Annotated in this window: 13 protein-coding genes; 3 read left to right on the plus strand and 10 right to left on the minus strand. The window is 34.4% G+C overall.

What is annotated here, in order from left to right:
- Positions 1-260 precede the first annotated feature (260 nt).
- The 3 genes from KA900_RS00005 (at position 261) to KA900_RS00015 (ending at position 3,914) form a co-directional block, all read left to right on the plus strand.
- Positions 261-1,505 carry a Glu/Leu/Phe/Val family dehydrogenase gene (locus tag KA900_RS00005; RefSeq protein WP_107644001.1) on the plus strand — a complete coding sequence of 415 codons (1,245 nt, stop codon included), beginning with the start codon at positions 261-263 and terminating at the stop codon, positions 1,503-1,505.
- A gap of 227 nt (positions 1,506-1,732) precedes the next feature.
- The gene (locus KA900_RS00010; protein WP_096810885.1) at positions 1,733-2,677 is read left to right on the plus strand and encodes an agmatinase family protein; all 945 of its coding nucleotides are present in this window, start codon (positions 1,733-1,735) and stop codon (positions 2,675-2,677) included.
- A gap of 10 nt (positions 2,678-2,687) precedes the next feature.
- Positions 2,688-3,914, plus strand: a complete 1,227-nt coding sequence (locus KA900_RS00015) for an Nramp family divalent metal transporter (RefSeq protein ID WP_210139156.1) — start codon at positions 2,688-2,690, stop codon at positions 3,912-3,914.
- A 65-nt stretch (positions 3,915-3,979) separates the two neighbouring features.
- On the opposite strand, the gene KA900_RS00020 is transcribed toward KA900_RS00015, so the two are convergent.
- From KA900_RS00020 to KA900_RS00065, 10 genes are all read right to left on the minus strand, one after another.
- The gene (locus tag KA900_RS00020; RefSeq protein ID WP_119487743.1) at positions 3,980-5,053 is read right to left on the minus strand and encodes a YkvI family membrane protein; all 1,074 of its coding nucleotides are present in this window, start codon (positions 5,051-5,053) and stop codon (positions 3,980-3,982) included.
- A gap of 691 nt (positions 5,054-5,744) precedes the next feature.
- Positions 5,745-5,918, minus strand: a complete 174-nt coding sequence (locus KA900_RS14725; RefSeq protein WP_107643999.1) for a hypothetical protein — start codon at positions 5,916-5,918, stop codon at positions 5,745-5,747.
- 157 nt (positions 5,919-6,075) lie between these two features.
- On the minus strand, positions 6,076-7,833 hold the full coding sequence (locus KA900_RS00030) for an ABC transporter ATP-binding protein (RefSeq protein WP_103373646.1): 1,758 nt from the start codon (positions 7,831-7,833) through the stop codon (positions 6,076-6,078).
- Between the two features lie 256 nt (positions 7,834-8,089).
- Positions 8,090-8,911: an SDR family oxidoreductase gene (locus tag KA900_RS00035; RefSeq protein ID WP_096810887.1), complete on the minus strand. Its 822-nt coding sequence runs from the start codon at positions 8,909-8,911 to the stop codon at positions 8,090-8,092.
- The gene (locus tag KA900_RS00040) at positions 8,911-9,942 is read right to left on the minus strand and encodes a mannonate dehydratase (protein WP_096810888.1); all 1,032 of its coding nucleotides are present in this window, start codon (positions 9,940-9,942) and stop codon (positions 8,911-8,913) included. The genes KA900_RS00035 and KA900_RS00040 overlap by 1 nt, the downstream gene beginning before the upstream one ends.
- Before the next feature lie 2 nt (positions 9,943-9,944).
- Positions 9,945-11,351, minus strand: coding sequence for a glucuronate isomerase (uxaC, locus tag KA900_RS00045; RefSeq protein WP_107643997.1), 1,407 nt, complete (start codon positions 11,349-11,351; stop codon positions 9,945-9,947).
- A 15-nt stretch (positions 11,352-11,366) separates the two neighbouring features.
- Positions 11,367-12,662, minus strand: a complete 1,296-nt coding sequence (locus KA900_RS00050) for a TRAP transporter large permease (protein ID WP_096810890.1) — start codon at positions 12,660-12,662, stop codon at positions 11,367-11,369.
- Positions 12,659-13,162 carry a TRAP transporter small permease gene (locus KA900_RS00055; RefSeq protein ID WP_096810891.1) on the minus strand — a complete coding sequence of 168 codons (504 nt, stop codon included), beginning with the start codon at positions 13,160-13,162 and terminating at the stop codon, positions 12,659-12,661. Before KA900_RS00055 ends, KA900_RS00050 begins: the two co-directional genes overlap by 4 nt.
- Positions 13,137-14,174, minus strand: a complete 1,038-nt coding sequence (locus KA900_RS00060) for a TRAP transporter substrate-binding protein (protein WP_096810892.1) — start codon at positions 14,172-14,174, stop codon at positions 13,137-13,139. The genes KA900_RS00055 and KA900_RS00060 overlap by 26 nt, the downstream gene beginning before the upstream one ends.
- Positions 14,175-14,202: 28 nt before the next feature.
- Positions 14,203-15,174 (minus strand): sugar kinase, encoded by a 972-nt coding sequence (locus tag KA900_RS00065; protein ID WP_115342394.1) that lies wholly within the window; start codon positions 15,172-15,174, stop codon positions 14,203-14,205.

Consider the following 15,174-nt stretch of genomic DNA (forward strand, 5'->3'; position numbering starts at 1 on the left):
CAATTATACGGACTTTATCAATTTCCATGAAATTTTATTTATTAATAGTTTATAATAAACCTTCGCTTTTCATATACTTTACAATGATTTACAAGCTATAAATTATTACTATTTTTAAAATGTTCTATATACATTCTTTTACTGAATTTTCTAACTTTTACAAAAATTCAGTTGCTAAGTATTGATTTTATATCTTATTATAGATAACATTTATATATAAGTAACTTAAAATTTGAAGTAATAGATAGAGGAGATTAACCATGACAGAAAATAATGACTTAGTAACTTCAACTCAAGAAATTATGAAAGAAGCTTTACATAAATTAGGTTTTGACGATGGTATGTACGAACTTGTTAAAGAGCCTCTAAGATTTTTAGAGATCCGTATCCCCGTTCGGATGGATGATGGTACTGTTAAAACATTTAAAGGGTACCGAGCACAACATAATCAAGCTGTCGGTCCTACTAAAGGCGGCGTTCGTTTTCATCCTGATGTTAATGTAGAAGAAGTTAAAGCTTTATCGATGTGGATGACGATGAAATGCGGTATTACAAATTTACCATTTGGTGGTGGTAAAGGCGGCGTCATCTGTGACCCAAGAGAAATGAGTAATTTAGAACTTGAACGTTTATCACGAGGCTATGTCAAAGCAATCTCTCAATTTGTTGGACCAGCTAGTGATATCCCAGCTCCAGACGTGTATACTAACCCCCAAGTTATGTCTTGGATGATGGATGAATATAGTAAGATTAACCGTTCAAATGCGTTCGCATTTATTACTGGTAAACCACTATCTTTAGGTGGATCTCAAGGGCGTAATCGTGCTACAGCACTTGGCGCGGTTATCACAATTGAAGAAGCTGCCAAACGTAGAAATATGAGTATTGCAGGTTCTCGCGTTGCAATTCAAGGTTTTGGGAATGCTGGTAGTTTTATAGCTAAAATTTTACACGATAAAGGTGCCAAAATTGTTGCAATTTCCGAAAGTCGTGGTGCTTTATATGACCCCAATGGCCTAGACATAGAAAGTCTAATTGAGTTGAAAGCGCAACATGGTCGCGTAACACCATTATTTGATGAAGTCATTCCAAACGAAAAATTATTTGAAATCGATTGTGATATTTTGATCCCTGCTGCATTATCCAATCAAATTAATAAAGAAAATGCACATTTAATTAAAGCAAATATCGTTGCTGAAGCTGCAAACGGTCCAACAACTCCAGAAGCAACTAAAATATTAACGGATCGAGACGTCTTGATTATACCAGATGTCCTTGCAAGTGCGGGTGGCGTCACAGTTTCTTACTTCGAGTGGGTTCAGAATAATCAAGGCTATTATTGGTCAGAAGAAGATATCATTGTTAAACTTCAAGAAAAAATGGTGGAAGCCTTTAATAAAATTTATGACTTAGCAGAAAATAGGAAAATGGATATGCGCTTAGCTGCTTATGTAGTCGGTCTTAAACGTACTGCTGAAGCGACACGTTTCCGTGGTTGGGCATAATATTAAGCTTTTTATTATATTATTTTAAAACAAGCTGGTTCGGTGTTCGAATCAGCTTGTTTTTATATAAGCGCTTCATTTTCAAATTCACACTTCAAATAAAAAAATTATCTTAGTATTGAAATATTAACATTTTCAAAAGTATTGAAAATTGAATTTTCTGAATTTATTTGAAATAAAAAACTATCCAATATATACTATTTACAACAAAGGGGTGTAAATACATTATGAAAAATAATATTTATGGTAATATACCATGTTTTTTAAATAGCAAAAATCTGACTTTAACAGATGATTTAAATACAGATGTCATTGTTTATGGTGCACCTTTTGAAGGTGAAAGTACCTGGGGTGACTATACTGGCGTCGAATTAGGCCCTAAACAAATTAGAGCGTGTTCGGCACGTTATAGTCAATATTTACCCGAATTAAACCATATAGATATAAGTGAACATTTAACTATCGGTGACGCCGGAGACGTGCCATTTGTCGCCCACAATAATAAAGAAAGTTACGAAAACATTGCTGATTTCACGAAAAGGTTATGGGAAAGCGAGAAATTTTTAGTCGGATTTGGTGGTGAACATGGCGTCACCTATCCTATTCTTAAATCTTTGGCAAAAACAGGCAAAAAAATAGGTATTATACATTTAGATGCACATTATGATAATATGCCTGATTATGAAGGTGAAAACTACGCACGAAACACGCCATTTATGAGATTGTATGAAACGGATGGTGTGCGTAATGAAAGTATTATTCACACTGGTATACATGGTCCTAGGAATAAACCAGAAACAGGACGCTACGCTCAAGAAGCTGGCGCAGTCACGCTTACAATTAATGATATACGTGCAGCCAAAGATTTAAAAGCATATGCCAAAGCTATTTATGACCAAGCAAGTAAAGACGTAGATGTTGTTTACTTAACTATTTGTAGTGATGTATTAGACTTTGCATTTAATCCAGGTGGCCCTGTAGATGGCAATGGTCTAACTTCTTATGAATTATTAACGATGATTTATGAATTTGGCGCATTAGGTTTATGTGGCATGGATTATGTGGAAGTTTATCCGATGCAAGATGCAAATCAAAATTCTGCGCATTTTGTCTCAACAGCCGTGTTATATGTACTAGCTGGTCATGTAGCATATTTAAACAAAACGAAATAGCTGAGGGGTGATGATATTGGTCAACAGTATAAAAAAAGTTATTAAATCACTTGGTCCAGGAATGATTATCACCGCTTCGTTTATTGGCCCTGGCACGGTTACCACTATGACACAAGGTGGCGCAGGATTTGGATATAGCTTATTATGGGCTGTCGCTTTTTCAATTATAGCAACTATCGTCTTACAAGAAATGATCATCCGTTTGTCACTAGTGACAAGAGAAGGATTAGGAGAAGCCATCCAAGAATTATTTGCTCATAAAGTTGGAAAGCTGATTATTGTTTGGTTTACATTAATCGCAGTAGCCATTGGTTGTGCTGCTTACATAAGCGGCGATTTAATTGGCACATCACTTGGTGCTGCCTATCTATTAAATTTACCAGAGCATGTCGTAGCACCTGTCATAGGTATTATTATCTTACTTATTGGCTTATTTGGTAATTATAAATTTCTAGAAAAAGTCATGATTTTTCTGATGGTTATTATGGGGGTCATCTTTATAACAACCATGATTGTTATTAAACCTGATGTCATAGGTATCTTAAAAGGTATTTTTGTACCAACTATTCCTGATGGTTCTATTATTACTGTCATCGCATTAATTGGAACCACTGTAGTACCTTATAATTTCTTTATTCATTCAACGGCAGTACATGAACGTTTTAATGGTATCAGAGAACTTAAGTTTGCACGTTGGGATACAATCATTTCAATTACAGTAGGCGGTATTATTTCAGCTGCTATCTTGATTGCTGCTGCCACTTTAATACAAGGCGATGACGTCAAAAGTGTTATTCAACTTTTTGGCCCACTCAAACCTGTGTTAGGAGATGCAGCACCATTTGCAATTAGCATTGGACTGTTCGCAGCAGGACTTTCATCAGCAATTGCCTCGCCTACTGGTGCAGCTGCTACAATTAGTAGTTTATTAGGTTGGAAAGGTGGAATGGAAAGCAAAAAATATAAAGCTGTTTTCACGGTGATTATACTCGTTGGTATAACTACCTCTGCACTTGGATTTGAGCCATTGGAAGTATTATTAATAGCACAAGCACTAAATGGTATTATATTACCTATTGTAGCTATACTTATCTTTATTATTATCAACAAGCAAAATCTCATGGGACGATTTGCGAATACGATTTGGCTCAATATCATCGGACTCATTGTAGTATTAATCGTCACTTTTCTAGGATTTTATAGTTTAATTGATGCAATCACGAGTTTTATTTCTTAAAAATAAAGGGACGTATAGTGTTCAGTTAAAATAACTGAACACTATACGTCCTCTATTGATATCCATTACATTAAGCGTTTCTTACTAAATTTATTATATACCCATCTAATTAATAATGCTGCACTAATAAATAACCCAATATAACCAAATGTTTTAAATACAAAGTTCACGAGATCCACAAATCCAATGAAACTTAAGATAAAGGCTACAATTAATGAAATCGTTAATAGCGTCACATAGCCCTTACTACTTGGCTGTGTAAACCTACTTAAAAATGGATACAGCATACCAATACAACTATTAAAGATAACACCTATCATCACTGCAGACATAAATATACCAATATAGGGGTGAATATCGTTTGCTAATAATAACGTTGGAATATCTACGCTATTGGCATTTTGAATATTTGTCATCAAACCGCAAGTCATGATTAATAGCAAGATACTAAATGAAAGGCCGCCATAAAATGCGCCTCTACGTGCTGTTTTATGACTGATTGAATCGCTCCCCACTATCGTTAAAAAGCTGAAGCTGTTTCCAATTATCAACCCGCCATATACAATAGCATCCCACCACCATAACGAACTAGACGTTTTAGATGGTTTAATATATTGTTCTACGTCTGAAAACGGGATAGTTGGATTAATGATATTATAGCCAGCGATAATCAATACCGCGATAACTAAAAAAGGTGTAACAATGCTGAGTATGGTCATAATCTTATTAAATTTAAGTTGTAACACAACGAACAATAAAATAACTATACCTAAAGAGCCGGTCCATACCGGGAGACCAAAGCCTTGATATAAAGCAGATCCTCCGCCTGCAACCATAACTACGGTTAATCCAAATAAAAAGAAAATCGTTAAATAATCAATGATTTTCCCCACATATTTACCAAAAATACTATTTAATGAAATTTCATATGTATTCGCATCTAATCGATAACCAATCTTTGAAATTTGTCTAGTTGCAAACGTCACGATAATCCCTGTGAAAATCACAGCAATGTACGCATAGTTACCATGATTAACGAAAAATTGTAATAGTTCTTGGCCTGTAGTAAACCCAGCGCCTACTATAAAACTAAGATAAGCTAGCGCAGTCTTAACTGCAGCTTTATTATCTTTACTCATTTATCATACATCCCCTTTAAATTTGATTAATTTATACTACTTATTAATTTTTCAATGTAAGCTTAACCATTATTAAAAATAATTAATCACTACCTACGAGGACAAACGTTAAAAGATAGTGCCGTATCAAAATCTAAAATAAATAAGGGCAAGACAGAAACCCTTTTTTTACAAAGGTTTCATTGTCCCGCCCCGGCAAGCATGATGAGGGTTAAAAAAATGAAGTCAGTACGTTTCCAATCCAATCATATACTGTTAACATCATATAAAAGGCTATGCGTTTTATTTATTTCAGCCTCTTAAACAATAATTACGTGTTTTTAAATAGCGCTTGTCTCTTCTAGATTTTTTCTTTTGTTTCTGGCGCCATACTCAATGATAGTATAAAACCAATAAATAATAGTGATGAAGAAAATATACATGGTTAGACTTAGCCCATAATTTGCTAAAATCATAGGGAAGAAAAATGTACTTAAAGTAGAAGCTAATCGGCTTACTGTAGTAGTAACCCCCCGCCGGTGCTTCGTACATGCGTTGGGAATAATTCATATGGATCAATCCATTGATGGCTCCCCATTGCTGTATTGAAAATGCCATATACAATAAATAGTACAAGTATAATTAAAAATGAAGTATTTCCTTCCGATACTATACCTAATGATAACAAAGCTAGCGCAGTAATCAAGAAGGGTTATATTAAAGTTGGTCTTCGGCCATATTTCTCCACTAAGTAAAGTGCAGGGAAAACGCCTATCAAATAAAACATATTGATAACTGCAGATCCTAAGTATTTTAGCGATCCTTCATGAAATCCAAATTGTGATAATATTTCCGGTATATAAGTTCCAATAGCAAATGTAGTCATAACTTGTAATGACCAAAATATAGAAACAAAAACTAAGCTACTTATCTCTGATAACGTCTAGAAAATAAGTAGCTTAAAATATTGCATTTTTATTCAATTATCATTTTAAAAGTTCAGAGTACTGCAGGTTAATGATACGCGCTTTACTTCAGTTCATTTAAAAGGTCTCAACGTCTGTAAATTGTGATAAGTAAAGTTGCTTATAGGGACCTTCATGTTGCATGAGTGCCTCATGGCTGCCTTCTTCTAATATCTGACCGTCTTTAATAAAGATAATACGGTCAACATCTTTAATCGTTGATAAACGATGGGCAATAATTAAAGATGTTCTATGTTCAGAAAGTTTTTTAAATGCTTTTTGTATCTTGTTTTCTGTTTCAATATCAAGCGCACTCGTCGCTTCATCTAAAATAATAATAGAGGGGTCTTTTAAAAACATTCTCGCAATCGATATACGTTGCTTTTGTCCGCCTGATAATTTTGTACCTCTTTCTCCTACGAGCGTATCAAGCCCAAATGGCAATTCATTGATAAAGTTTTCCAGTTGGGCGTGTCGGATTGCTTCCCATATTTGTGCTTCATCAGCCTCTAAATGTCCGTATACAATATTGTCTCTTAACGTGCCAGAAAATAAGAATACATCTTGCTGAACCACACCTATTTCTGAACGCAGAGATGCTAACCGAATAGATTGAATGCTTTGACCGTCAAATAAAATATCTCCTTCATCTACTTCGTAAAATCGAGGTAATAATGAACTAATCGTTGTCTTACCGCTGCCACTTGGTCCTACTAACGCAATTTTTTCACCTTGATAAATTGTTAAATTCATTTTATTTAGAATAGGTGTTTCTCCATAGCCAAATGATACATCCTTATATTGAATTGTTTTAGGTTTAGAAGGCATCTTGATAGCCTGCGGGTCGTCTTGTATTTCTGGGTCTATCGCCAAGATTTCTCTGAAATTATTGAACCCTGCAATGGCTTTTGGAAATAGCTCAATAATCATATTAATTTGTTCTAAAGGTTTAAATAAAACATTCGTAATCATAATAAATGCAACGATGCCCCCATAGCTCAAGTCACCATGCAATACGAAGTAACTGCCAACGATTAATACAATAACCAGTGTTAATTTTTGAGCAATGTGGCTAATCGTAACGTTCCATGACATATAATTATAAGCTTTTAATTTTGTGGCTCTAAAGTCATCATTAATACGATTAAATTTTTGTTGTTCGTGGCGCTCATTAGTGAATGCTTGAACTAATCTAATACCACCAACATTATCCGCTATTAATTCATTAAAACGGGATACATTCGCAAATAGTCCTTTAAACGCACGAGACATTTTTTGATTGAAATATATCGCTAATATAAAAACAATTGGCACTACACAGAATGTAATCAATGCTAATTTCACATCAATTGTCAACATAATGATAAATGCACCAATCAATGTCATAATAGATAAAAAGATATCCTCGGGGCCATGATGCGCCGCTTCTCCAATATCCATTAAATCATTGGTTAAGCGACCAATTAATTTCCCAGATTTTTGGTTATCAAAATACTTAAAGTTTAGTTTTTGAATATGACTATATAAATCATTACGCATATCACGTTCTATATTTGTACCTAACTTATGCCCCCAATAGGTTACAACAAACTTAAGTACTGATGCAATAGCAAAAACACCTAATAAAACCAACCCAAAAATCACAATGAGATTCCAATGATTTGTAGGTAACAAACGGTCTATATAAATACTTGTAATAAGTGGAAAAATTAATTCCAATAAACCTACTACAATAGCAGAACCAAAATCTATAAAAAACAACCCTTTATACGGCTTATAGTAATTCAAAAAAGCTTTCACAACATCCCACCTACTTTTAAATTTATAAACATTCATATGAAGTATATTATGGATTAAATGATAATTATTATCAATGAAATTTATTAAAATTTTATAAATGTGTAAAATCAAATATTCATACATTTTAAAAAACATTATATACGTTATACCAACCAAAAATAAAATAAGAGTGGCACAGACACCAAATATTCTAATTTGGTGACCAATACCACTCATATAAAAACATACCTTTATTATAAATAAACGACAATACTTTTACTTAAGAATGCACAATCATAGATTAACACGACTTTTATACACCAGAATAGGATGAAAATCCGCCGTCTACAGGTACTACAATACCAGTTACAAAACCACTCATATCATGATCCATTAACCAGTATAATGTGCCTAAGATGTCTTCAGGAACACCAAATCGATCCATTGGTGTTTGTGAAAGAATTTTTTGAGCACGTTCTGAATATGAACCATCTTCATTTCTGAGCAATGCTTTATTTTGATTTGTTTCGAAAAATCCTGGCGCAATCGCATTGACGCGTATTTGTCCCGCGAAATATGTGCTTAACCACTGTGTGAAGTTACTTACAGAAGCTTTTGCACCACTATACGCTGGAATTTTCGTCAACGGTGTAAATGCATTCATAGAAGAAATATTGATAATCGTGCCTTTTTCTGATGCCACTACATCTTTACCAAATACTTGTGATGGTAAAAATGTACCTGTATAGTTCAATTTAAAGACTTTGTCTATACCATCTTCTGTAAGGTCAAAGAATGTTTTATCACCTGCTTGATCATACATTTCATCATTTGTGGTCGCATCAGGATGATTTCCGCCTGCACCATTAATCAAAATAGTAATCGCACCAAATTGATCATTGTATGTTTGTTTTGCTTTCTCTAAAGCTTCTTTGTCTAACACGTCTGCTACTAAAGCGACCGTTTGTTGTCTATTTTGATCAATTTCGTCTTGTAATTGTACAATCTTATCTTCAGAGCGGCCTAATATACCTACATTCGCACCTTTTTCTACAAGTGCTTTTACAAATGTAGCGCCGATGACTCCCGTTGCCCCTGTAATAACAACATTCACATCTTTAAATTGTGTTGCCATTATTTTCTCACTCCTTCAATTAATCCATTTATATATGTGGCACCTAGTGCTCTATCGAATAATCCATAACCAGCCTTACCTGTTTCTCCCCAAATCATGCGTCCGTGATCTGGTCTGATTGTGCCTTTAAAATCAATATCTCTTAATGCTTCTGCTATCGCTTTCATATCTATAGAACCATTTTTGGATAAATGACCTGTTTCAACGAAAGAATATTCATCTAAACGTTTAACATTACGCATGTGTACAAAATGAATATGGTCGCCAAATGTTCGAATCATACTCGGTAAATCATTTTCTGCTAATGAACCTAATGACCCAGTACAGAAACAAATGCCGTTATGCGTATCATTATTAATTGATAATAGGCGTTCATAACTTTCCTTATTCTTTATGATACGTGGGATACCGAATATAGCCCAAGGCGGATCGTCCGGATGAATCGCCAGATCAACGTCATGTTCTATCGCAGTTGGCAACACAGCATCTAAGAAATATTTCAAGTTATCCCATAACTGTTCATCTGATGTTTCACGATATGCTGAAATAAGATGATTCATCTCTTTACGTGAGTAACTTTCGTCCCAACCTGGTAAATTTAAATTAGTTGTTAATGGGTCAATATCTTTAATTTGATCGTGGTTATAAATTAATGTATTTGAACCATCTGGCAACTCATAATCTAATTGTGAACGCGTCCAATCGAACACGGGCATAAAGTTGTAAGTTACTGTTTTAATACCATTTTCAGCAAGATTAATGAGCGAAGTCTTATAATTTTCAATTAATTCATCGCGCTTTTCTGTACCTAATTTGATTTCTTCACTTACAGGTAAACTTTCTACAACTTCAAATTTCAAACCTGCATCTTCAATCGATTGTTTTAATGCTGCAATTCTCTCTTTAGTCCAAACCTCTCCAACAGGAATGTCATAAATAGCTGAAACAATGTGTTTCATATCTGGAATTTGTCTAATGTTATTTAATGTTACTGGGTCATCTTCTCCATACCAACGAAATGATAATTCCATCATTATACCTCCTCAACGCCTTCAATTTTAAATAAGTTTACTGCATTGTTATAACAAATATCTTTCAATATTTTAGTTATTGTGTCATCTGACAGTTGAATTTCACCTTTTTCAATCTTATCTCCTAAGAAATTGCATAAAATTCTTCTGAAATACTCATGTCGTGTATATGAGATCATGCTGCGTGAATCAGTGAGCATACCAACAAATTTAGATAATAAACCAACGTTAGCGTAATCTACTAAATGTTGTTCCATACCTTCTTTAGTGTCGTTAAACCACCATGCTGCACCAAGTTGAACCTTATGACTGCTATTTGTAAAGTTACCTGCTGTTGCTTGAACCATTAAATGGTCATTTCCATTATTAGGATAAATAATCGTATCCGATAAAGCTTGGTTTTGTTCAAGATGATCAAGTAATGCATTTAATTTTTTGGCGCTTAGTTGTTCACCTACACTGTCAAAACCGCTATCTGGCCCTGTAATACCAAACATATTCGAATTATTATTTCTTGTTGGTCCAAGGTGGAATTGTACAACCCAACCTAACTCTTCATATACTTTACTAATTTCAGTTAAAATATAACCTGCTAATTCATATTGTTCTGTTTCAGATACTTGCTCGCCACGTTTTAATGCATCATATACCGCATTAGCATCTTTAGCAGATGCTGTAACTAATGGCGTCTTTTCAAAACTTTGATCAGAACTACGTGCACCTTGTCTATCAAAATAATGAACACGTGCTTTTAATGCGTCAATATAAGTACTTAAATCTTTAATATCACAATCTGTTGTTTCATCTAGTTGATTAATTTTTGTATTAATAGAATCTTGATTTAAGAAAACATAACTATCTGGTCTAAAAGTAGGTATAACTTTAAACGTCACCTTGTCGTCTTCATTTAGCAACTTATGATATTTCAAATCATCGCATGGATCATCTGTGGTACAAACGACTTTAACGTTACTTTGTTTAATTAAACTTTGCGGCGTGTGTGAAGGTTTTGCCAGTTTTTTATTAAGTGATTTGTACAATTTTTTGACGTTCACTTTATCCAAATCTGTGTCTTCGTCGAAATAACGTTTTAGCTCAAGTGCACACCAATGATACATTGGGTTCACAATAGCGTAAGGTAACATATGCATAAATGCTTTGAATTTATCAAAATCATCAACAGTACCTGTAATGAATGCCTCTTCAATGCCATAAGCTCTCATTAAACGCCATTTATAATGGTCGCCACCTAGCCATAATTGTGTGATATTGTCGTAATTTTTATTTTCATAAATTTCTTTCGGATCTAGATGACAGTGAAAATCATAAATAGGTAAATCTTTAACTTTTTGGTATAACTTAACTGCTGTTTTATTATTTAATAAAAAATTGTCATTAATTAAAGTCATAACTTTGCCCCTTTTCTATAATCCTAATAATTTTGGAAGGAATAATGATAATTGTGGAATAAATGTGATAATAAGCATTAAAATAATTAGTGCTCCAAAATAAGGAACTAAATATTTAAATACTGATTCTACACGAACGCCACCTACGCTTGCTCCCACAAACAGTGCACTACCCACAGGTGGTGTGATATTACCAATACATAAATTGAAAGCAATAATAATACCAAAATGTATTGGGTCAAGTCCTAACACTTCTGAAATCGGTAAGAAGATTGGTGTAAATATAAGTACAGCTGGCGTGATGTCCATAAATGTACCAATCACTAATAAAATAACGTTGATTAATAATAGAAGTGCAATCGGATTGTCTGTCATTGAAATAATACCGTTAGATATTGCTTCTGGTAGTCCTGTATAACTCATAACAAGTGAAAACAATGCAGAAGCGGTTATTAAAAATAAAATCATACCGCTAATTTCTGCTGTTTCTTTGATAACATTTGAAAGTTGCTTTATTTTCAAACTCTTATAAATAAGCGACAACACTACAGAATATAAAACTGCTACTGCAGCGCCTTCCGTAGCTGTAAAGATACCAGATACAATACCTCCTATAACAACTACGATTAAAAATAAACTTGGCAACGCATCAAGTGTTAGGAATAATTTATCTTTCCAACTTATTTTTTCTGACACTTTATAGCCTTGTTTTTTTGCCATAAAATAAGCGACAATCATACAAGCAATACCCCATAAAATACCAGGGATATAACCTGCGATAAATAGTGCAGCAATAGATGTACCACCGCTGACTAATGAATATACAATCAATAGCGAACTCGGTGGAATCATTAAACCTGATGGTGCAGATGCAATATTTGCTGCTGCGGAATATTCTTTTTTATAGCCTTGCGTTTTTTCCATCGGGCCCATGATACGTCCCATCGCTGCGGCTGCAGCAACACTTGAACCAGAAATAGAACCAAACAGCATATTCCCCACAATATTGGTATGCGCTAATGAACCCGGTAATCGCCCTACTAAAACTTTAGCAAAATTCACTAATCTAAATGCGATGCCTCCGTTATTCATAATGATGCCTGCTAATACAAATAGGGGTATGGCTAACATTGTAAAATCATCAATCCCTGTCACCATCCGCTGTGCGGCAGTCACAATTGTGACATCAAATGGCAGTATTAATAATAAAGTGATAATTGAACTTAAAATAATCGAAAGTGCAATAGGCAGCCCCATAATCAGAAAGACGAAGAACGTGATGAACAAAACTAACCCTGCAGTTGTCGTCATAAACCATCACCGCCTTCAACCTCATTACCTTCTTGAACTAATTCCTCTTTGTTCAATAAATTGTAAAATGCATAGAAAATGATAAATATACCCGACACTGGTAACGCACCATACATCAATGCCATCGATAAACCTGTAGATGGCGCGATCTGAGACCAAGTTAATTTCACAACTTCAAATCCGCCCCAGATCATAAGTATAATCGCGACGATAATTAAGATAACGTCTGACATTTTCTCTAAAATAACTTGTGCTTTCTCAGGTAATTTCTCTCTCATAAACACGATAGCAATATGTTGTTTAATTCCAAATACATAACTTGCACTCAATAAGCCAAACCAAATTAACAAGAATCTAACAATCTCTTCACTCGTTGTACTGGGTGTGTTAAATATAAATCGCGTTGCCACTTGATAAATGGATAAAATCACCATTACAAAAAGCGAGATACCTGCCAACGTCAACAGCAATCTATCAATGATTTGCTTTGCTTTCTTCATAGCGTTGTTCCTCCTTCTCGATTAATTTATAATCCTCTTTTGTGTCTGGATTATTTTTAAATTCATCTTGAAGTGGTTTAGAAGTCGCTTTAAATGATGTTTTATCTACATCATGAAATTGCACTCCCATTTTTTCTTTAGCTGTTTTCTTGGCGTTTTTTACTTCCTTATCCCAAATCACTTCATGCTTTTTAGTAGAATAATCAGCAGCCTCTTCTAACCATTTTTGTTGTTGTTTTGTCAAACTGTCGTAGGTTTCTTTATTCATGATTAAAATATCCGGTACGGTTGCATGTTCTGTATAATAATAATTTTTAGCAACTTCACCATGGTTATTAGTCGTTAAGGCTGTTTCATTATTCTCTGCTGCATCAATCACGCCTGACTGCATGGCTGTATAAACTTCGCCAAAATCCATTGGCGTAGGCGTGCCACCTAATGACTTGATTAAATCAACACTTGTTTTCCCTGGTTGAACTCGTACCTTCAACCCTTTCAAGTCTGTGTTGTCTTTAATTTTTTTATCTTTGGTATAAATATTACGCATACCTGCATCATAATAAGTGATACCTAAAAACCCTTGATCATCTGTGGATTTAAAAAACGCATCTTGTACGTTCTTCTGCTTCATCACATGGCGATAATTATCTTCAGATTCAAATAAATATGGCATATTAAATAGTGAGTATGTCGGTGAAAAGCTTTCGAGTGCGCCTGCTGATACTTTTGTCATTTGTATAGCATTGGTTTGGGTCATTTCAATCGCTTCACGTTCGCTGCCGAGTTGGCCGTTGGGGTAAATATTCACTTTAATTTGACCATGTGACTTTTTTTCTAATCTCTCTTTAAATATCTTTAATGATTTATGCACAGGATGCTCAGTTGGTTGATTATGTGCTAACATAATTTCTTTTTGCTTATCTTTAGCTTTAACATCCCCATTTGTTAATATCATCGATGCCATCCCAATCATAAAGAATGCGCTTACAAGTAGAAATAAAATTTTTTTCATAAAGATAATGCCCCTTGTATTGCAATTTTTATCGTTTTAACGCTCCAAAATGTGTTGATAAATTAAACACATCACTTTCTTGTACGTTGAGTGCATCTTCATTTGTCGTATGCTGTAGGACTGAACATTTCGTTGCAAAGTCAACCGTTTCTCCTAGTTGCCACCCTTTATTCAATCCATGTAAAACACCCGCCATAAATGCGTCTCCTGCGCCAATACGGTTTAATACAGTATATGCATATGCTTGACTTTCGATATAATCGTCCTTTGTAAGGATAATACCTTGTAAGGTACTTTGTTCAATATTTCTATTACTTGAAGCCATCAACGCAATATCATATTGCGATTGAATCGTCTTTGCACAAGTTTTCATATCGTCATCTAAAGCATTGGTTTCAAGCAAATGTGTAGCATCCTTTTTCCCAAAAAATAGTACATCAACTAAAGGTAAAATTGACTTAATAACTGGAACTGCTTCTTCTTTATCCCACAAATTGCTTCTAAAATTAATATCAAATACGATTTTAACGCCCTTTTCTTTCAAATGTGCTAATACATCAACAATCTGACGACGTATCGCTTTATTTACAGCTAATGTAATACCTGTAAATACAAAATAGTCACCATTTTGAGCGTTAATATCATTCATGACACTGGCACCATGTTCAGCAAATGTTGAATGTTCCCTATCGTAAATGACTTTACCACTGCGAAAACCAAAACTTTCTTCCATATAATAAGTGCCTACCCGGCCGTTATTATATTTGATAAATGATGTTCCCACACGTGTTTGAAACATTTTTTGCAAAGCTAAGTGACCAAGTGCATGATTAGGTAATACTGTTAATATTTCAGTAGGATGACCAAATTGTGCTAACGTTACAAGTGCGTTTAATTCTGCGCCACCCACGTTTACTTTAAACGTGCCTGCGTCTTTCAATTGTTCGTAATCAGGTGGCGTATAACGTAACAACACTTCACCAAACCCATAAACTGTCAT

It is taken from the genome of Staphylococcus sp. GDY8P120P (assembly GCF_017892065.1).
In the GTDB taxonomy this organism is placed as follows: Bacteria; Bacillota; Bacilli; order Staphylococcales; family Staphylococcaceae; genus Staphylococcus; species Staphylococcus nepalensis.